The following is an 18,150-nucleotide window of genomic DNA, read 5'->3' as shown; positions in this document are numbered from 1 at the left end:
GCGTTGCGGCCCCATAACGCTTATCCCGAATGCATTCAGGTCCGCCCCACAACTGCCCTGTTCCAACTGAGAGCCTTTCACCATGAACTACCTGCCATTTGCCTTGCTGTTGGTACTGTCCCCTGCCTTGGCCGTGAGCGCCGACGACGATGGCAACGATGCCCCGTTGACCATCAACGGCTGCGTCATTGCCGAAGCCAGCCAATGCCCGGGGGCCAACCTGCGCGGTGCCAACCTGGCCAATCAGGACCTGCGCAAGATGAACCTGGCCGGCGCCGACCTGCGTGATGCCGACCTGCGCCATGCCCGGCTCGACCTGGCCAACCTGGAAAAAGCCCGCCTGCAGGGCGCCAACCTGACCCGTGCCAGCCTGCAACAGAGCAACCTGCGTGTGGCGGACCTGAGCAACAGCAAGCTGGTGGCCATTCAGGGCTGGGGCTTGTTCGCCCAAGGGGCACAGTTTGAAAAGGCCGACCTCAGTGCTGCCTTCTTGCAGTTCGCCAGGTTGTCCGGGGCGAAGCTGCAGCAGGCCAACTTGCAGGCGGCGGACCTGGAGATGGCCTGGCTGAGCAAGGCTGATCTGCAAGGGGCCAACCTCAGCGATGCCAACCTGCAGGAGGCCAAGTTTGGCCAGAGCAACCTGGCGCGTGCGGATTTGCGCGGGGCGCGGCAGCATTACGGGAACTTCCAGGAGGCCAACATGGAGGGGTGCAAGGGATGCCCGGATACATGGGACAAATGAGTTCAGTTAGCAGGGACCGCTTTGCGGCCCATCGCGACACAAGGCCGCTCCCACAATGACCGCGTATATACCAACTGCTGTGTGTACGCGGTCATTGTGGGAGCGGCCTTGTGTCGCGATGGGCTGCGAAGCAGCCCCAGCAAGCGCAGCTGACACACCTCACCCCGCCACCCGCACCACCCCCAGGTTGATGCCCAGGTGCACCAGCTCGGCATGCGAACTGACCTGCAACTTGCTCTTGAGCAAGGTCAAATGATTGGACACAGTCTTGGCGCTGATGCACAGCTGCTCGGCAATCACCCGCATCGGCGTACCTTTGGCCAGCATCGTGAAAATCTCCAGTTCACGCTGGGTCATGCGCTGCAAGCGGGGGTCACTGCTGCCTTGCTGTGACGTGCACGCCAACTGCGTAGCCAAGGGCTGTTCGATGTAGGCATGCCCGGCCAACACCCGCTGCACCGCCTCGATCAACACCTGGGGCGCCGAGTTCTTGGTCAGGTAGCCCGAAGCCCCCGCCTCCAGCGCCTGGCGCACCAGCGGCAGCTCGTCGTGCATGCTGAAAAACAGCACCCGCAGCTGAGGCAGGCGCTGGCGCAGGCGGCGGGTGGTTTCCAGGCCGCTGATACCGGGCAGGCCGAAGTCCATGACCACCAGGTTCGGCACTTGCTCCTGCACACGGGTCAAGGCCTCTTCTCCACTGGCCGCCTCTCGTACCTGCATCGCCGGCAACACCGTCCGCAGCAGGCTGGCATAGCCCTGGCGGACCACGGCATGGTCATCGACCAACAGGATATTCATCACACCTCCTTGGGAATGTTCAGGGCCAATGCCCAGCCGCTACCCGGCCGGCTCAAGATGCGCAGCTCCCCGCCAAGGCTACGGGCGCGTTCGGCCATCGAGTGCAGGCCTACCCCTGGGCGCTGGGGCGGGTGCGCCCCGCGGCCATTGTCGCGAATGAACAGGCGCAAACCCTTGGCACTGCGCTGCAGGCGCACCCGCACCTGGCTCGCGCCGGCATGCCGAGCGACGTTGGTCAGTGCCTCTTGCAGCAAGCGGTACAAGTGCGTTCTGCTCGCCCCGGGGAGCGCCGGCAAGTGCTCGCCAACCCGCAGCCGGCATTCGATACCCTGGCTGGCCTGCCACTGGCTCACCAGCAGGCCGAAAGCCTCGGCCAGCGGCATGTAGTGCAGCGCCACCGGGTACAGGTTGTGCACCAGCGCGCGAAAGCCTTGCTGGAGGCGCTCGCAATTGAGTTCGAGGTCGTGCGCCGTCTGTGTCACCACCGCAGGCTGCTCAGCCACCATACGCAACAGACAGAGCTGGGCACGAATACCGGCCAGGTATTGCCCAAGGTCGTCGTGCAGGGTCTGCGCCAGCTGGGTGCGCTCTTGCTCCTGCGCCGCCAGCAGGGCCTGGGTCAGTCCGGCGTTGTCGGCCCGAGCCTGCTCCAGCGTCGCGGTCATGTGGTTGAAGTAGGTAGCCAGCTGGCGTGCCTCCGGCAGGCCAGCCTCGCGCAAGCGCGCAGTCAACTGCCCGCCCGAAACCTGACGCAAGGCGCACAGCAGTTCATCCAGCAGGCCCATGGCCCGCCGTACCGCCCAGCGGATGGTCAGCAGGCTCAACAGCCAGGCCACGCCACACAAACCCAGCAGTTGCTGCAGGGAGTCCCAGACTTCATCGATCTCATCCCGTGGATCGACAGCAATCAACACCCGGCGCCCGTCATTCAGGTCCAGCAGCCGGCGGCTGCTGTGGCGCTCGTCAAACAGCTGACGGCCCAACCAGGCATCCAGGCCACTCTGCGCCGGTCGCCGCAGCGCTTCACCCGCCGCTAGCCAGTGCACCCGCACATGGCGCAGGCTCTGGGTCAGCCGGGGTTGCAGGCTTGCCGGGTCGCGTTCGGCAGTGTCACCGAGGCACGCCACCACCGCTTCGGCAGACTGCAATTCACGCTCGACATCCGCCACCGCCTGGTGCAACAGCGCGCCGGCACAGGCCAGCGTCACCAGGGCGAAACAGCACGTGACCCACAGGTTGATCCGCCACAGGGCCGACAGGTTGACAAGGCGCACAGGCGATTCTCCTCGGGGCGTTGTGGCCCATCGTAAAACCGCAACAGCCGCGCCGAATTACTACCTTGGTACCGGCCTGGCGCTACTTTCTGCATATTTCCCCCTCACGGCGGGCTTCCTATGCTGGCGCCATCTGCCGTGGAGTGTGTTATGCGCCAGCCTGCCCACCTTGCCCTGACCTGCCTGCTGGCCCTGGCCGCGACCTTGGCTGCGCCCCTGGCGCCCGCCGCTCAGCCCACAGACGCGCTAAACGTACGCATCGGCTACCTGGGCTATCGCCCCGATCCCGGCCCGCTGCTGTCCAACATCATTCCTGAGCCTGCCGATGCCGGGCGCCAGGGCGCCGAGCTGGCGGTTGTCGACAGCAACAGCACCGGGCGCTTCCTGAAGCAGCAATTCCAGCTGACCCCCGCCACAGTCGACAGCCCGGAGGCCTTGTTGCAGGCAGCCAGGGCGCAGCACGACCAAGGCCTGCGGCTGTTCGTGGTGAATGCCCCGGCCGCCAGCCTGCGCGCGTTGTCTGCCGCCCTCCCCGACAGCCTGTTGTTCAACGCCGGCAGCCCCGACGACGGCCTGCGCAGCAGCCAGTGCCTGGGCAATGTGCTGCACAGCTTGCCGGGGCGCGCCATGCTGGCCGATGCGCTGGTGCAATTCCTGGTGCTGCGCAAGTGGCAGCGGGCGCTGCTGGTGGCCGGCCAGACCGAAGACGACCAGGCCTACGCCGCAGCCCTGCGCCGCTCAATGAAACGCTTTGGCCTGCAACTGGTCGCGGAAAAGACCTGGACTTTCGACAACGACCAGCGCCGCAGCGCCCAGGCCGACATGCCGCTGTTCACCCAAACCGCCGAATACGACGTTGTACTGGTGGCCGACGAGCGCGGCGACTTTGGCGAGTACCTGCCCTACCAGACCTGGTACCCCCGCCCCGTGGCCGGCACCCAGGGCCTCACCCCCACCGGCTGGCACAAGACCGTGGAAACCTTTGGCGCCGCGCAGCTGCAAAAACGCTTCGAAGCCCAGGCCGGGCGCTGGATGAATGACCGTGACTTTGCTGCCTGGATGGCCGTGCGCAGCATTGCCAGCGCGGCCAGCAAGCTGCGCCAGGCCGAACCCCGCGCGCTACAACAACTGCTGCTCAGCGAACAGTTGCCACTGGATGGTTTCAAGGGCCGCAAGCTCAGCTACCGCCCGTGGAACGGCGAACTGCGCCAGCCAATCGCGCTGGTGCAGCCGCGCGCCCTGGTCAGCACGTCGCCGCAGGAGGGCTTCCTGCACCCTTTCAACGAAATGGACAGCCTGGGCTACGACAAACCCGAAGTGACCTGCAGCTACCCCTGACCCGATAACCACAACAATAAGGAATTCGCCATGCGCCGCCCCCTCTTCCACCGGGCCCTGCTTTACCCCAGCCTGCTGTCGGGCGCCCTGGCGCTGGCCTGCGGGCACGCCATGGCCGCCACTGCCTGGGTGTCCAACGAGAAGGACAACAGCCTCAGCCTGATCGACATGCAAACCCTTGAAGTCACCGAGACCCTGCCGGTGGGCCAGCGCCCGCGCGGCCTGCTGCTGTCACACGACAACAAGCTGCTGTACATCTGCGCCAGCGACTCGGACCGGGTACAGGTGATGGACGTGGCCACCCGCAAGATCATCAAGGAGCTGCCCTCCGGCAAGGACCCCGAGCAGTTTGCCCTGCACCCCAACGACCGCTGGCTGTATGTGTCCAACGAGGACGACGCACTGGTGACGGTGATCGACACCGTCACCGACAAGGTGCTGGGGCAGATCGACGTCGGTATCGAACCCGAAGGCATGGCGGTGAGCCCCGACGGCAAGTGGGCAGTCAATACCAGTGAGACCACCAACATGCTGCACTGGATCGACACCAGCACCCAGACCTTGGCCGACAGCACCCTGGTCGATCAGCGGCCGCGTTTCGTCGAGTTCAACAAGGACGGTTCGCGGTTGTGGGCCTCGGCGGAAATTGGTGGCACGGTGACCATCCTCGACGTGGCCACGCGCCAGGTGCTGAAAACCCTGAATTTCCAGATCAAGGGTGTTCACCCGGACAAGGTGCAACCGGTGGGCATCAAGCTCAGCGCCGACGGCAAGTACGCGTTCGTCGCCCTGGGGCCGGCCAACCATGTGGCGGTGGTCGATGCCACGACCTTTGATGTGCTCGACTACCTGCTGGTCGGGCGGCGGGTCTGGCAGCTGGCGTTCACCCCGGACCAGAGCCAGTTGCTGGCCACCAACGGCGTCAGTGGCGACGTTTCGGTGATCGACGCGAAGAACCTCAAGGTACTCAAGTCGGTGAAGGTCGGGCGCTACCCCTGGGGCGTGGTGGTAACACCATGAATGCCCTCGACGTCATTGATGTGAGCTTCGCCTACGGCCAGCGCGAAGCGCTCAAACAGGTGGCTTTCAGCCTGGCGCCCGGGCGCTTCGCCGCGCTGCTGGGCCCCAATGGCGCCGGCAAGTCCACCTTGATCGCCCTGCTTACCCGGCTGTACGACCTGCAACACGGCGACATCCGCGTGTGCGGCTGCTCGCTGCGCAACGCTGCACGCCCGGCTTTGCGTCAGCTGGGCGTGGTGTTTCAGCAAAGCACCCTGGACCTGGACCTGAGCGTTGAACAGAACCTGCGCTACCACGCCGCGCTGCATGGCCTGTCGCGGCGCCAGAGCAACCTGCGGGTCGAAGCCGAACTGGCCCGCCAGGGGCTCGGCGAACGCCGTCGCGATCGTGTGCGCGAGCTGAACATCGGCCATCGCCGCCGGGTGGAAATTGCCCGCGCACTGCTGCATGAACCCCGCGTGCTGCTGCTCGACGAAGCCAGCGTCGGCCTCGATCCGGCCAGCCGCCTGGCGCTCAACCAGCACCTGCGCCGGTTATGCCGCGAGCAACAGCTCAGTGTGCTGTGGACCACCCACCTGCTGGACGAAGTGCAGCCCACCGATGACCTGCTGATTCTGCATCACGGGCGCCTGGTAGCCCGTGGTACCGCCGATGCGCTGAGCCTGGAGCACGGCGGCGACCTCGACAACGCCTTTGCCCGCCTGACCAGCGCCCACTCAGGAGCCGACGCCCGATGAACGCTTACTGGCAATGTTTCAACGGCATCATGCTGCGCGAATGGCTGCGCTTCGTGTTGCAGCGCACGCGCTTGCTCAGTGCCCTGGTGCGCCCGCTGCTGTGGTTGCTGGTGTTCGCCGCCGGGTTTCGCGCGGCGCTGGGCATTGCCATCATCGAGCCTTACGACACCTATATTCCTTACGAGGTGTACATCATTCCGGGACTGGCCTGCATGATTCTGCTGTTCAACGGCATGCAGGGCTCGCTGTCGATGGTCTATGACCGGGAGATGGGCAGCATGCGCGTGTTACTGACCAGCCCATTGCCGCGGCCGTTCCTGCTGGGCAGCAAGCTGTTGGCGACCTCGTTGATTTCCCTGCTGCAAGTGTATGCCTTTCTCGCCATCGCCTGGCTCTACGGCGTGCAGCCACCTGCCGCGGGCTTGCTGCTGGCGCTGCCGGCATTGCTGCTGGTGGCGTTCATGCTCAGCGCCCTGGGCCTGTTGCTGTCGAACGCGATCCGCCAGCTGGAGAACTTTGCCGGGGTGATGAATTTCGTGATCTTTCCGCTGTTTTTCCTGTCGTCGGCGTTGTACCCGCTGTGGAAGATGCGCGAGGCCAGCCAGTGGTTGTACTGGCTGTGTGCTGTTAACCCGTTTACCCATGCCGTGGAACTGGTGAGGTTTGCGCTTTATGAGCGGTTGAACCTGCTGGCGCTGGCGGTGTGCCTGGGGTTGACCGCCTTGTTTACCCTGCTGGCGGTACTCACCTTCAACCCCCAGCATGCGGCGCTGCGCAAGCCCCGCTGAGCTTCTGTTGCTTGCTCTGTGCAGGAGCGTCAGGGCTGAAGTGGCACCTCTCTTTTTAACCGCAAGCTACTACTTTAGTACTGCCTTTGCTGTCTAATCGTCGCATTCACAAAGCACCGCCACTGGCATGTAATGGGCCTATAACAAAAAGGAAAATCCCCATGCCACGTGCCCTGCGCCCCTTGCTGGCTGCCCTTTCGCTGTGTCTGTCATTGGGTATTGCCCAGGCCGACACCACCCCACTGTTCTCCGCCGAAGGCTATCGCACCACGCTCTACCGCAGCCCCACCCCGCAACAGGTCGAAGGTGGCCAGGTCATCGACACCGCCACGCTGCAACGCCTGCTAGGCCAGGCCCCCAGGCCGGTGCTGGTGGACGTCTATCGCCGCCAGTGGCTGCAAGGCCGCTTCATCGAAGACGAGCCGCACAGCAACCTCCCCGGCAGCCTGTGGCTGGCCAACACCGGCGACGGTGAACTAAGCCCGGCCTGGCAGGACTACTTCATGCGTAACCTGCAAAAAGCCACCGCCGGGCAGCCAGAGCAACCGCTGGTCTTCTACTGCCGCTCCGATTGCTGGTTAAGCTGGAACGCGGTAAAACGCGCCAAGGCCCTGGGCTATAACAACCTGTACTGGTACCGCGACGGCCTGGACGCCTGGCAACAGGCCAACTTGCCGCTGCAGCCGGCGCAACCCGTGCCCTTTCCCTGAATCACTTGCCTGCGAACGCGTGCCCATCCAATAAAAACAAGGTGAAAAGGCCATGTACAAAATTCTGATTGCCGACGATCACCCGCTGTTTCGCGAAGCCATCCACAACGTCATCAGCGATGGTTTTGAAGGCAGCGAGGTCATGGAGACGGCCGACCTGGACAGCGCCCTGGCATTGACCCAGGCGCACGACGACCTCGACCTGATCCTGCTCGACCTGAACATGCCCGGCATGCACGGCCTCAACGGCCTGATCACCCTGCGCAACGAGGCGCCGACCACGCCGGTCGTGATCGTTTCAGCCGAGCAGGAAAAGCAGATCGTGCTGCAGGCCATCACCTACGGTGCCGTGGGTTTCATCACCAAGTCTTCGCCGCGCTCGCAGATGATCGAAGCGATCGAGCAGATCCTCAATGGCAATGTCTACCTGCCACCCGACATCATCCGCGCGCAAAAAAGCAGTACCAGCCGGCGCCACAACGATACCCCGAGCTTCCCGCCGGAAATGCTCCAGGCCCTGACCCGCAAGCAGCTGCTGGTGCTCGAGCGCATGACCAAGGGCGAATCGAACAAGCAGATCGCCTACACGCTGGATATCGCCGAAACCACGGTCAAGGCGCACGTCTCGGCGATCTTGCGCAAGTTGAACGTGCATAATCGGGTGCAGGCGATCCTGAGTGCCGGCGATATCGATTTTTCCGATTACTTGAGGCGTTGACCTGTAACGGCCTCTTCGCGGGTGAACCCGCTCCCACAGAAGCCTGCGAAAAGGCCAGCGGCTATGTCATGCTGCTGGCCAATAAGTGGCTCATCGCCGTCTTGAGCTTCATCGGCCGCACCGGTTTATGCATCAGGGTGTGCCCCAGCTCGCGGATCTGCTGCTTGAGGTCGTTGCTGTAGTTGGCGGTGATCATCAGCGCCGGTAGCGGCTGGGCGCGGCGGGCGTTGATCCGCGCCACGGCGTCGACACCGTTGCAGTCGTTGTCCAGGTGATAGTCGGCGATCAGCAGGTCGGCCTCGGCGTGGTAATTGTCCACCTGCCGCGCCAGGTCTTCCTCCGACAGCGCAGTGACCACCTGGCAGCCCCAGCCCTCCAGCAAGGTGCGCATGCCTGCGCAGATCGCCGCATCGTTATCCAGCACCCACACCCGCGCCCCACCCAGGCGGTCAAGCATCGGCTCGCAGATCACCTGGCTTGGCTGGGGCTTGGGCGCGGTGGCGCTCAGCGGCACTTCGACGGCGAACACCGAGCCCTTGCCGAGCCATGAGCGCACCCGGATCCGGTGGCCGAGGATGCCGGCGATCTTATCCACGATCGCCAGGCCCAGGCCTAAGCCACGGTCCTGGTCCGGCCGCTGGACGTCGCCGCGCTTGAACTCCTGGAACATGTCTTCCAGGTGTTCTTCGGCAATGCCGATACCGCTGTCCCACACTTCGATCCGCAGGCCGCCACGTTGACGCCGACAGCCCAGCACCACGCGCCCGCTGCGGGTGTAGCGGATGGCATTGCTGAGCAGGTTGCGCAGGATCCGCGCCAGCAGCTGGGTGTCACTGCGCACCACCGCCGAACAACCTACAAAATGCAGTTCAAGCCCTTCGCTGCGCGCCACTTGGGCGTATTCGGCGGCAAGGTTGTCCATCAGCTCGCTGAGGGCGAACGGGGCCACATCGGCCTTGATCACCCCGGCATCGAGCTTGGAAATGTCCACCAGGGTGCCTAGCAGGTTTTCTACATCTTCCAGCGAGTTGCTGACATTTCGAACCAGGTGGGCACTGTCTTGCAGCTCGCGGCGCTCGAGCAACGCGCTGGTGAACAGCCGCGCCGCGTTCAGCGGTTGCAGCAGGTCGTGGCTGACCGCAGCGAGGAATTTGGTTTTCGACAGGTTGGCCTGTTCGGCCTCGCGCTTGGCCTCCCGCAGGCGCGACTCGGCCCGGCTGCGCTCCTCGATCTCACGCAGTAGCTGGTCGTTGAGGCTGGTCAGTTCCGCGGTGCGTTCGCGCACACGTTGCTCCAGGTGCTGATAGGCCTGGTGCAGCGCCTGAGCGGTATTGCGGCGCTCGGTAATGTCGCGGATCAACACGAAAATGCCCACCACCTCGCCATTGGCCAGGCGGTTCGGTACGTAGGAGCGCAGCATGTAGCGCTCCTGGCCATTGATGTTGGTTTCGGCAAATTCGAAGGTGACGCTTTCACCCGCCAGCGCCCGCGCCACGTAGGCTTCCAGCCGCTGGTAATGCTGCTCGCTGTGGGCTTCTCGCAGGCTCTGGCCGAGCATCACGCCGTGCGGCCAGCAATACCATTCTTCATAAACCTTGTTGGTGAATTCGTAGACCAGATCGGCATTCAGGTAAGCGATCAGCGCCGGGACATTGTCGGTGATCAGGCGAATCTGGTGCTGGTGGGCGGTCTCGGCCCGCTGTCGGGCCTCGCTGAGCAGGCGGTTGACGGCCTTGAGCTCAGCCATGGCCTGGTTCAGGGCGTCAGTGCGTTCACGTACCTGCTCGGCCAGCACCACCGAATGCTGGAACGCCGCATAGGGGTCGTTACCCCGCGTTACCCCCGACTCGATGCGTTCAATCAACGCGCCGTTGATTCGCTGCAACTTGTGGTTTTCGTGCTGCAGCCGGATGACCTCGGCCTGCAGTTCAGCGCCCGACAGGAGGCCGGTTGCGGGCAATGGCGACCCCGGTGAAGGTCTGGTTGATATGCATGCCATTGAACTGTTCTCCGTAGGTGTTGAAGCCGATCACCCGCTGCTCGCGCAAGAACGCACCGACCGGCTCCAGGCCGTGCCGGTCTTCCAGCTCCAGGCGCCGCAGAAAGCAATCGCAACCGATGGTCAGCAGCGGCGGGCCAAGGCGCTGCTGCAAGCCGTCGAACAGCTGGTGCAGGTTCGGCAACAGCGGGCCTGGAGTCATGGCGGTAAGCACGATGCCGTTTTCCACCGCGCAGTAGAAACTCAGGCTCAGGTCCGGGTGCACCTGCTGGATCGCCCGCACGTAATACTGATCATGAATGCGCACGGCCAGCGGATGGGCAGCGAATACCCGGTAGTCGAGCGCTGCCACCGGCACGCCGATGTGGCGGGCGTACTCCTCCGCAGCAGGCTCGGCATTCAGCTCGAAGACGCGACGCTGGCCGCTGTCGGCGCCGGTTACCACCAGTTTTTCCTCACGTGGGAGGATGTGGTGCGTGGTGAACACTTCGAAATCCAGCCAGGTGTTGACCAGCACCACCACAGCGGCACCGTTGTGGAACACGCCACCGAAGTACACATGGGTGCGGGTCAGGTAGTTGTCGTCGCCTGCCGAACCACCAAAATGCGGGATGTCCCCCAAGGCTGCGCTGAGGGCGGCCAGCACCATCTCCTCCCGGCTGGACAGGCCGTCGAGCAGGGTCAGGGCAAAGCTGTGGCCCTTGATCGGTGCCAGGGTGTTGCTGCGACAGGTGCCGACCAGGCGCTCGACCATCTGCTGCGCGTCGATCAGGCTGAAGTGCTCCATTTCATCGATCAATTCGGTGGCAATCGAAAAGTGCCGGTGATCGAAGCCCACCGCCGTCACGCAATTGCGGCCGTAGCCCAGCGGGGTGATTTCGCCAGCGCTGGTGCAGCCGACCAGGCGGATGCCGCCGAAATCCTGCTCCAATGCTTCGCCCAGGGCCTGCAAGTCGTATTCGGCGGAACAGAAGAACAGCACGAGACCCAGGTGCGGGTGCAGCAACTGGCGCGCCAGGTCCTGGGCGGCCTGCCGTGCGTCGTTAGCCTGGGACATGGCGCGGACCACACCGTCGTTTTGAGCCTGCTGCATCGTGGTCTCCGGCGCGGGGTGGCTGAGGGGTCAGTGTACGAAGGTGAGCAAGGGGGACGAATGCTACTTGGGTAGCGGGTGGGCGGTTCCATGGGCGTAATAGCCCGCATCATTTGGGGCCGCCTTGCGGCCCCAGGGATTCACCAGGTCAACACCGCACCCACCGCAAAGGTATCGGTGTCTTCGTTCTGCGCACGGGTGTCATGCCCGTCAATGGAAAACTGGTTGTACTCAGCCACCAGCTTCAGGTTGTCGTTCACATCATGGAACAGCGCCACACCGCGGGTTTCATAGTCTGCCCCGCTGCCCACCGCGCCATTGCCATCGTCCTTGGTCTTGCCATAGGACAGCGCCACGCGGTTCTTGCCGAACGTGTACGAGCCCTGCAGCAGGTAGCCGTCACTGTCGACATTGCGCAACACCGGTTCGCCAGCGTTGTTGGTGAAGAACGGGTTGATACCCTTTGCCTGGAACCCCGAGCCGGTCAGCGACCAGCCCCCCATCTTGGCCTGCACGCCATAGCCGACACCTTTGGAGGTGACGGACTTCACCGTCGAATCGGTGTTGTCCGAGGTCTGGTAGCTGCCGTTGACCCAGCTGTAGATCTGCGCCCCGCCCAGGTCGAACTGGTAGGTGATCTCGCTTTCGGTGCGCGGGTTTTCCTGGTAGGCCTTGCCGGTCGGGCTGCTGTCGTTGGTGTCTACCGGGTCCATGATGCCCACTGCTACTCGCAGGCCGTCCATCACCGGGGTGCGGTAGGTGATCTGCGAGGTGGGGAACGGGTACGGGTAACCACTGCCGATGTTGCCGAACGACACCCCGCCGCCGTCCACCAGCCCCAGCGTGTCGCTGACCTGGCCATACCCTGCCAGCAGCTCGTCCAGCAGGATGTTGGAGCGGGCAAACAGCCCGAAGTCCTTGCCGATCAACACCTCGCCCCACGCGGGGTTGGCCACGGTGCCGTAGAACTGCCGCACGTCGATGGCGGTGTCGGTGCCGTTGGTTTCACTGTCGTTGATGGTTACCCAGAACGAGGCACGCGCGCCGAGCTTCAGGTCATCCACCTGCTTGCCCATGTTGAAGCCCAGGTAGTTAGGCAAGAAGCCCATTTTCACCCGCGACTGGCGGCGGTCGAACTGTTCGCCCTCACGGTCGACCTTGCTGTTGACGTAGAAAGCATTGATGTAACCGTCGGTGGAAAACGTTGTCTGGTCCTTGTCGTACAGCATGATCTCGGCCTCGGCGACGCCGCTCAGGCCCAGGGCAGAAAAGCTGGCGATGGCGGCTGCGAGGAAACGAGGCGGCAGGTGCTTATTGTTGTTGTGCATGGCGCGCTCCAAACGGGGACAGGATGTCGGAGGCGATTATCGGAAGTGGCCAAATGGCCAGATACGCTGCTTTCGGGCGAGCGGGTAGCGGCCTTGGGCTGGCGAATGCGGCGTGATGATTTGGTCGCGGTACCAGGTCTGGCCAGGAGGCAAGACTTAGGGTGTACGCATGAATAGCAGGCGGGTATCAGTACATCTGTACGAACTGGGGCCGCCCTGCGGCCCCGTTGTTGCGCTGACCACTGCCCTCAGGAAGCAAGCGCCTGCGAGCGCTGGCGCTCGGGCATCTCATAGCGGTGCGGTTGCTGCCAGGCCAGCCGTGCTTGCACGTCGACCGCCGCGTCCATCACCTTCTGGGCCCAGTTTTCGTCTTTCGGGCACACCACCACTACGCGAAAACCATGGTCGACGCCCTCAAGCCGCACGCCTTCGGAATCATCGACATGCAGATCGATATCGAACGCCGATGGCAACTTCGAAGGCGAATGCTCAAGGCCGTTCTGGGCCAAGATATGCTGGTGCCGGTCACTGTTGACCACACCATCGACATGGATGCCATAAAGCATCAGCCAGCGCCGGATGTAGGCCGGGGTGCGCCCCGACGAGGTATAGATCCAGATGCTGCAGCCCTGGCGGCGCAGGTCGCGGATCAGCGAGCGCGTGCCACTGCGCAGGGGCTCGCCCAACCAGCGATGGACGAAATTCGGCAGCTTGCTGTCTTCGGCGGCAGCGTGTTCGGGCAGGCAGGCGAGCGTGTCGTCGATATCGAACGAAATGCGTACCTGGCCACGCTTGAGCTTGCGTTCAAGGGCTTGGCGCCCGCGTGCGAACATGGAGTAACGTTGCATCAGCGGCGCCCCTCACAGACAGGCACAGGCGTGCCGCTCAGGAAGAACTTGCCGGGCTCAGGCGCCTTCTCTTCGAGGAAAGCGGCGTACTTTTTCTTGATCTTGGGGAGTTCGTACAAAGCCTTGACACCGTGTTTAGCGGAGTTGCGTATGACCGAGGACGGGTTGAAGTAACCCTCGGCGTTGTCCAGCGACAGCACGAAAGGCGGCAAGCCGGCACGCATCAGCAGGTAGCTGACAATGAGCGAACCTGTGCGGTTGTTGCCTTCGATGAACAACTGCGGCTTGCTGAGGATTCGTACATAAACACCGGCTGCCCGCTTCCAGATCGAATCGCTGCGGTACGAGCAGTACCAGTTGTACAAGTCCTTGATGCCACCTTCGACGTTGTTGAAAAAGTGCGCCTCGGTTGCGGCGAGGTGCGGGGCATATTCCAGGCGACGGGCCGGGTCGCTGCCGCACAGCACAGTGGCGTTGATTTCCAGCATCAGGTTCAGCTGCTGCAGGTCGAACAGGTCGATACCGCGAGCGACATAGTCGTCAATCAGTGCATAGCCTTCAAGTACGTTCAGCAGCACCTCGTCGGTAAACGGATCCCGCGGTTCGGTGAAATGCCGGCTGAGTTCGGCAAAGCGGCCTTGCACCTCGCGCAGTGCGCGCTCTACCGCTGAAAGATCAAGACGACGCGTTGCTCGCATTGGAAATCCCGGGTAACACTTTAACGGAAGGTAACGCGGCCGGTTGCTGCAACCTCCCTGGCTGCAACACCCGGCCACCTTGGCGTGCCTGACTCAGCTGAACTTGCCGCTGATGTAGTCGCTGGTCAGTTGCTCGCGTGGGTTCTGGAAAATCTGCGCCGTAGGGCCCATCTCGACCAGGTAACCGGTGCGGCTGCCCTGGGAAATATCGACCGAGAAGAACGCCGTGGTGTCCGCCACACGAATCGCCTGCTGCATGTTGTGGGTGACCAGGGCAATGGTGTAGTCCTTCTTCAGCTCGACCATCAGCTCTTCCACGCGACGGGTGGCAATCGGGTCGAGTGCCGAGCAGGGTTCGTCCAGCAGCAGCACTTCCGGTTCGGTGGCGATGGCCCGGGCAATGCATAGACGCTGCTGCTGGCCGCCGGACAGCGACAGGCCGCTGACCTTGAGCTTGTCCTTCACTTCGTCCCACAGCGCGGCGCCTTGCAAGGCGTGCTTCACGCGGTCACCCAGGTCGCCCTTGTAGCGGTTCAGGCGCAGGCCGAAGGCGACGTTGTCGAAGATGCTCATCGAGAACGGGTTGGGCTGCTGGAATACCATGCCGATGTAGCGGCGCACGACCACCGGGTCAACACCCTTGCCGTAGACATCCTGGCCCAGGAAGTGCACATGGCCTTCAAACCGGAAGCCCTTCACCAGGTCATTCATGCGGTTGAGGCTACGCAGCACGGTACTCTTGCCGCAGCCCGACGGCCCGATGAAGCCGGTGATCTCGTTCTTCCTGATCGGCACATGGCTGTCACGCACGGCCATGAAGTTGCCGTAGAAAATCTTGTCCAGCTTGCAGTCCATGACGATCGGGGTGGCTTCATTGACCATGGGAGCGGCTCTTTGCGCAGTGGATACGTTCAAGTTGGATGCTCCCTTTCTCAATACTTGGGCTTGCCGAAGACACGGCTCAGAATGTTGATGACCAGCACGATCATGACCAGCACCAGCGAGGCCGCCCAGGCGAGCTCGAGCTGGTTGTCGAATGGCATGCCGGAGAAGTTGTAAATCAGTACGGCGAGCGAAGCCGTAGGGTTCATGACCGCCAGGCTGCCGTCATGGTAGATCCAGTAGTTGCTGAACAATGCGGTGAACAGCAGCGGCGCGGTTTCGCCAGCGGCGCGGGCCACGGCCAGCATGACGCCGGTGAGGATCGCCGGCAGGCCGGTGGGCAGGACGATTTTCCAGATCACCTGAGCACGGGTGCAGCCCATGCCGTAAGCGGCGTCTTTCATGATCTTGGGCACCATCTTCATCGACTCTTCAGCAGTCAGCACCACGATCGGCAGCATCAGTACTGCCAAGGCCACACCGCCAGCCGGCGCCGAGTAGGTTCCGGTGGTCATCACCACCAGGGCGTAGGCAAACACCCCGGCCAGGATCGACGGCAGGCCGGTGAGCATCTTGGCGGCAAAGCGCGCGGCGTTGGCCAGCTTGCTGTCGGGGCCGAGTTCGGCCAGGAACACTGCTGCCAGGATACCGACCGGTACCGCGATGGCGGCGGCAATGCCGACCATGACGAAGGTACCGGCCATGGCGTTACCAAAACCGCCACCCATCTCGAAGCCGGTCGGCGGCAGCTCGGTGAACACTTCCAGACTCAGGCGTGCACCGCCGCGGGTGATCAGCATGTACAGCACGGAAATCAGCGGCACGCTGGCCACCAGCGCCGCGAGCCATGCCAGGGTGGTCAAAAGCACGCTGCGCAGGGCACGGCCTTCCAGCTTGCGTTGCAGGCTGGGCAATGCGGCTACAGGGGTCGTCAAGTCAGTCATTGTTTGTTACCACGCTGGGCGTAGAGCATGATCATCGAGCCGAGCACGTTCACCAGCAGAGTGATGAACATCAGGACCAGTGCCGCGTACATCAGCACTTCGACCTCGTTCGGGCCGGCTTCCGGGAAGTTCAGCGCCAGCAGCGCCGCCAGGGTGTTGGCCGGGGCGAACAAGGAAAGGGAAATGGTGTTGGCGTTGCCGACCAGCATGGCCAGTGCCATGGTTTCACCGAGCGCGCGGCCCAGGCCCAGTACCAGCGAACCAAAGATGCCAGTAGCAGCCGATGGCACCATCACCTTGAGGATGGCTTCCCAGTGGGTAGTGCCCATGCCGTAGGCAGCCTGCTTGGTTTTCATCGGTACGCTGGTCAGCGCATCCTGGGAAACGGCAGCGATGGTCGGCAGGATCATGATCGCCAGTACCAGCGCAGCAGGCAGCAGGCCGGGCCCGCTCAGGGAGGTGCCGAAAAACGGGATCCAGCCCAGCTCGCTGTTCAACCAGGCGGTCAGCGGGCGAATCGCCGGGATGACAACGTAGATGCCCCACAGGCCGTAGACCACGCTGGGGATGGCGGCGAGCAGTTCGACGATGGTGCGGAACACTGCGGCGAGCTTGGCCGGAAGGAAATCCTGGGTGAGGAAAATGGCCATGCTGACGCCGAAGAAACCGGCGATCAACAGGGCGATGAAGGCACTGTAAAGCGTGCCCCAGATCGCTGGCAGAATACCGTACTTGCCTTGGTTGACGTCCCAGACGCTGCCGAACAGCACGTCAAAGCCATGCTTTTCGATGCCGGGCAGTGCCTTGCGGCCCACTTCGTAGACCAGCGCGAAGACCAGCGCCAGTACCAGCACCACACCAATGCGTGCAAGCGCACGGAAGGTGCGATCGACCAGGAAGTCTTTCGCAGACGGTGGCTGGCACGCGGAATCGGGGTTATCCGGTATGGCAAAGGGTGTGTTCATGGGCAAGTTCCGGGACAAGGGACAAACACCCCCGGCATGGCTTCATGCCGATACCGGGAGCGCCTGGGTATTACTGGATGTTGGCAGACGCTTTACGCACCTGGTCGACAACCGACGCAGGCAGCGGGATGTAACCCATCGAGTCGGCGATGGTCTGGCCTTTGGTCAGGCTGTACTCGACCATTTCACGCATGGCCTTGGCTTTTGCCGGGTTGCCGTTGTCCTTGCGGAAGATCATCCAGGTGTAGGAAGTGATCGGGTAGGACTTGGCACCGTCCGGGTCAGGCAGCCAGGCCACCAGGTTTTCCGGCATGTTTACCGCAGCCAGTGCTTCGGCACCGCTCTCTGCGTTTGGCACGACGTATTGGCCAGCTTTGTTCTGCAGCACGGCGAAGTCGACCTTGGCCAGCTTGGCGAAGCCGTATTCGATGTAGCCGATGGCGCCCGGGGTCTGGCGGACGGTGGCGGTTACGCCATCGTTCTTCGGCGATTTGATGAACTTGTCGGTGGCCGGCCAGTTGACGGTGTTGCCCTCACCCAGCCCTTGCTTGAAGTCAGCGTTGATGGCCGACAGGTGCTTGGTGAAGACCGCAGTGGTACCGCTGGAGTCGGCACGCACGACCACAGTGATCGGGGTAGCTGGCAGTTTCAGCTCAGGGTTGGCCGCGGCGATTTGCGGGTCGTTCCACTGGGTGATCTTGCCCAGGAAGATGTTGGAGTACACCTCGCGCGGCAGCTTCAGCCCTTTAGGGTTGCCCGGCAGGTTGTAGGCCAGGACGATTTCACCGGCGGTCATTGGCAGCAACTGCACGCCTTCGCCAACCTTGGCAATGTCTGCTTCGCTCATGGCCGAGTCGCTGGCGGCGAAGTCGACGGTCTTGTTCAGGAAGTCCTGAACGCCCGCCCCGCTGCCCTTGGACTGGTAGTCAACGGTGACGCCAGCAGTGTTCTTGCTGAAGTCCTTGAACCAGGTCAGGTAGATCGGTGCAGGGAAGCTGGCGCCGGAACCTGTCAGGCGAACGTTTTCTGCAGCAAAGGCTGCCGAAGTGGCGCAAAGGGAGACCGCAACGGCGAGTGCAGCAGACTTCATCAGGCGTTTCATCAAAAAGTGCTCCTTGTGATGGCCGGCACACTTTGCATCAGCTGTGTTACAGCTTTGTGACTGTTGAGTGGCAAGCCGCACGGTAGAGCTTTTTGCCTGTGCCATGACGCACCGCTCGTCCATGGTCCGGCACTCTCGATGGACGCCTGGCCTCAACCGTGCAGGC

Annotated in this window: 18 protein-coding genes; 7 read left to right on the top strand and 11 right to left on the bottom strand. The window is 63.1% G+C overall.

The window, feature by feature from the left end; translation table 11 throughout:
• Positions 1–82: 82 nt before the first annotated feature.
• Entirely contained in the window at positions 83–742 is a 660-nt protein-coding gene (locus OZ911_RS11255) for a pentapeptide repeat-containing protein (protein WP_016486181.1), read from the top strand.
• Positions 743–901: 159 nt separating this feature from the next.
• On the opposite strand, the gene OZ911_RS11250 is transcribed toward OZ911_RS11255, so the two are convergent.
• A complete protein-coding gene (locus OZ911_RS11250; RefSeq protein ID WP_023046938.1) occupies positions 902–1,540 on the bottom strand; it encodes a response regulator in 639 nt (212 codons plus the stop codon).
• On the bottom strand, positions 1,540–2,814 hold the full coding sequence (locus OZ911_RS11245) for a sensor histidine kinase (RefSeq protein WP_268968650.1): 1,275 nt from the start codon (positions 2,812–2,814) through the stop codon (positions 1,540–1,542). Before OZ911_RS11245 ends, OZ911_RS11250 begins: the two co-directional genes overlap by 1 nt.
• A 150-nt stretch (positions 2,815–2,964) precedes the next feature.
• Here OZ911_RS11245 and pedA1 point away from each other — a divergent pair, with 150 nt between their 5' ends.
• From pedA1 to OZ911_RS11215, 6 genes are all read left to right on the top strand, one after another.
• Positions 2,965–4,152 carry a lanthanide ABC transporter ABC transporter substrate-binding protein PedA1 gene (gene pedA1, locus OZ911_RS11240; protein ID WP_016486178.1) on the top strand — a complete coding sequence of 396 codons (1,188 nt, stop codon included), beginning with the start codon at positions 2,965–2,967 and terminating at the stop codon, positions 4,150–4,152.
• Between the two features lie 30 nt (positions 4,153–4,182).
• Positions 4,183–5,172 (top strand): YVTN family beta-propeller repeat protein, encoded by a 990-nt coding sequence (locus OZ911_RS11235; RefSeq protein ID WP_070086346.1) that lies wholly within the window; start codon positions 4,183–4,185, stop codon positions 5,170–5,172.
• Positions 5,169–5,909 (top strand): lanthanide ABC transporter ATP-binding protein PedB/LutE, encoded by a 741-nt coding sequence (gene pedB, locus OZ911_RS11230; RefSeq protein ID WP_023046935.1) that lies wholly within the window; start codon positions 5,169–5,171, stop codon positions 5,907–5,909. The genes OZ911_RS11235 and pedB overlap by 4 nt, the downstream gene beginning before the upstream one ends.
• Positions 5,906–6,697, top strand: a complete 792-nt coding sequence (pedC, locus tag OZ911_RS11225) for a lanthanide ABC transporter permease protein PedC (RefSeq protein WP_016486175.1) — start codon at positions 5,906–5,908, stop codon at positions 6,695–6,697. Before pedB ends, pedC begins: the two co-directional genes overlap by 4 nt.
• 161 nt (positions 6,698–6,858) lie before the next feature.
• On the top strand, positions 6,859–7,407 hold the full coding sequence (locus OZ911_RS11220) for a PQQ-dependent catabolism-associated CXXCW motif protein (RefSeq protein WP_016486174.1): 549 nt from the start codon (positions 6,859–6,861) through the stop codon (positions 7,405–7,407).
• A 52-nt stretch (positions 7,408–7,459) separates the two neighbouring features.
• A complete protein-coding gene (locus OZ911_RS11215) occupies positions 7,460–8,125 on the top strand; it encodes a response regulator transcription factor (RefSeq protein WP_016486173.1) in 666 nt (221 codons plus the stop codon).
• Between the two features lie 61 nt (positions 8,126–8,186).
• Here OZ911_RS11215 and OZ911_RS11210 read toward each other — a convergent pair whose 3' ends face one another.
• The 9 genes from OZ911_RS11210 to pstS all read right to left on the bottom strand — a co-directional run bounded on the left by OZ911_RS11210 (position 8,187) and on the right by pstS (position 17,984).
• Positions 8,187–10,085 carry a PAS domain-containing hybrid sensor histidine kinase/response regulator gene (locus tag OZ911_RS11210; RefSeq protein WP_016486172.1) on the bottom strand — a complete coding sequence of 633 codons (1,899 nt, stop codon included), beginning with the start codon at positions 10,083–10,085 and terminating at the stop codon, positions 8,187–8,189.
• On the bottom strand, positions 10,054–11,217 hold the full coding sequence (nosP, locus tag OZ911_RS11205; protein ID WP_023046934.1) for a nitric oxide-sensing protein NosP: 1,164 nt from the start codon (positions 11,215–11,217) through the stop codon (positions 10,054–10,056). Before nosP ends, OZ911_RS11210 begins: the two co-directional genes overlap by 32 nt.
• Before the next feature lie 140 nt (positions 11,218–11,357).
• Positions 11,358–12,545: a porin gene (locus tag OZ911_RS11200; RefSeq protein ID WP_016486170.1), complete on the bottom strand. Its 1,188-nt coding sequence runs from the start codon at positions 12,543–12,545 to the stop codon at positions 11,358–11,360.
• Positions 12,546–12,793: 248 nt separating this feature from the next.
• Positions 12,794–13,393: a trehalose-phosphatase gene (locus OZ911_RS11195; RefSeq protein WP_016486169.1), complete on the bottom strand. Its 600-nt coding sequence runs from the start codon at positions 13,391–13,393 to the stop codon at positions 12,794–12,796.
• Positions 13,393–14,091, bottom strand: coding sequence for a hypothetical protein (locus OZ911_RS11190; protein WP_016486168.1), 699 nt, complete (start codon positions 14,089–14,091; stop codon positions 13,393–13,395). The genes OZ911_RS11195 and OZ911_RS11190 overlap by 1 nt, the downstream gene beginning before the upstream one ends.
• Before the next feature lie 93 nt (positions 14,092–14,184).
• The gene (gene pstB / locus OZ911_RS11185) at positions 14,185–14,973 is read right to left on the bottom strand and encodes a phosphate ABC transporter ATP-binding protein PstB (protein ID WP_016486167.1); all 789 of its coding nucleotides are present in this window, start codon (positions 14,971–14,973) and stop codon (positions 14,185–14,187) included.
• A 50-nt stretch (positions 14,974–15,023) separates the two neighbouring features.
• On the bottom strand, positions 15,024–15,917 hold the full coding sequence (gene pstA / locus OZ911_RS11180) for a phosphate ABC transporter permease PstA (protein ID WP_016486166.1): 894 nt from the start codon (positions 15,915–15,917) through the stop codon (positions 15,024–15,026).
• Positions 15,914–16,882 carry a phosphate ABC transporter permease subunit PstC gene (gene pstC / locus OZ911_RS11175; protein WP_016486165.1) on the bottom strand — a complete coding sequence of 323 codons (969 nt, stop codon included), beginning with the start codon at positions 16,880–16,882 and terminating at the stop codon, positions 15,914–15,916. The genes pstA and pstC overlap by 4 nt, the downstream gene beginning before the upstream one ends.
• Positions 16,883–16,952: 70 nt before the next feature.
• Positions 16,953–17,984 (bottom strand): phosphate ABC transporter substrate-binding protein PstS, encoded by a 1,032-nt coding sequence (pstS, locus tag OZ911_RS11170; RefSeq protein WP_016486164.1) that lies wholly within the window; start codon positions 17,982–17,984, stop codon positions 16,953–16,955.
• Positions 17,985–18,150 lie beyond the last annotated feature (166 nt).

It is taken from the genome of Pseudomonas fortuita, assembly GCF_026898135.2.
Lineage (GTDB): Bacteria > Pseudomonadota > Gammaproteobacteria > Pseudomonadales > Pseudomonadaceae > Aquipseudomonas > Aquipseudomonas fortuita.
This window is presented reverse-complemented; position numbering and strand designations above follow the sequence as displayed.

Coding starts and splice junctions, on each gene's coding strand:
- OZ911_RS11255 (WP_016486181.1), top strand. CDS start 83: ATGAACTACCTGCCATTTGCCTTGCTGTTGGTACTGTCCCCTGCCTTG.
- OZ911_RS11250 (WP_023046938.1), bottom strand. CDS start 1,540: ATGAATATCCTGTTGGTCGATGACCATGCCGTGGTCCGCCAGGGCTAT.
- pedA1 (WP_016486178.1), top strand. CDS start 2,965: ATGCGCCAGCCTGCCCACCTTGCCCTGACCTGCCTGCTGGCCCTGGCC.
- OZ911_RS11235 (WP_070086346.1), top strand. CDS start 4,183: ATGCGCCGCCCCCTCTTCCACCGGGCCCTGCTTTACCCCAGCCTGCTG.
- pedB (WP_023046935.1), top strand. CDS start 5,169: ATGAATGCCCTCGACGTCATTGATGTGAGCTTCGCCTACGGCCAGCGC.
- pedC (WP_016486175.1), top strand. CDS start 5,906: ATGAACGCTTACTGGCAATGTTTCAACGGCATCATGCTGCGCGAATGG.
- OZ911_RS11220 (WP_016486174.1), top strand. CDS start 6,859: ATGCCACGTGCCCTGCGCCCCTTGCTGGCTGCCCTTTCGCTGTGTCTG.
- OZ911_RS11215 (WP_016486173.1), top strand. CDS start 7,460: ATGTACAAAATTCTGATTGCCGACGATCACCCGCTGTTTCGCGAAGCC.
- nosP (WP_023046934.1), bottom strand. CDS start 11,217: ATGCAGCAGGCTCAAAACGACGGTGTGGTCCGCGCCATGTCCCAGGCT.
- OZ911_RS11200 (WP_016486170.1), bottom strand. CDS start 12,545: ATGCACAACAACAATAAGCACCTGCCGCCTCGTTTCCTCGCAGCCGCC.
- OZ911_RS11195 (WP_016486169.1), bottom strand. CDS start 13,393: ATGCAACGTTACTCCATGTTCGCACGCGGGCGCCAAGCCCTTGAACGC.
- OZ911_RS11190 (WP_016486168.1), bottom strand. CDS start 14,091: ATGCGAGCAACGCGTCGTCTTGATCTTTCAGCGGTAGAGCGCGCACTG.
- pstB (WP_016486167.1), bottom strand. CDS start 14,973: ATGGTCAATGAAGCCACCCCGATCGTCATGGACTGCAAGCTGGACAAG.
- pstA (WP_016486166.1), bottom strand. CDS start 15,917: ATGACTGACTTGACGACCCCTGTAGCCGCATTGCCCAGCCTGCAACGC.
- pstC (WP_016486165.1), bottom strand. CDS start 16,882: ATGAACACACCCTTTGCCATACCGGATAACCCCGATTCCGCGTGCCAG.
- pstS (WP_016486164.1), bottom strand. CDS start 17,984: ATGAAACGCCTGATGAAGTCTGCTGCACTCGCCGTTGCGGTCTCCCTT.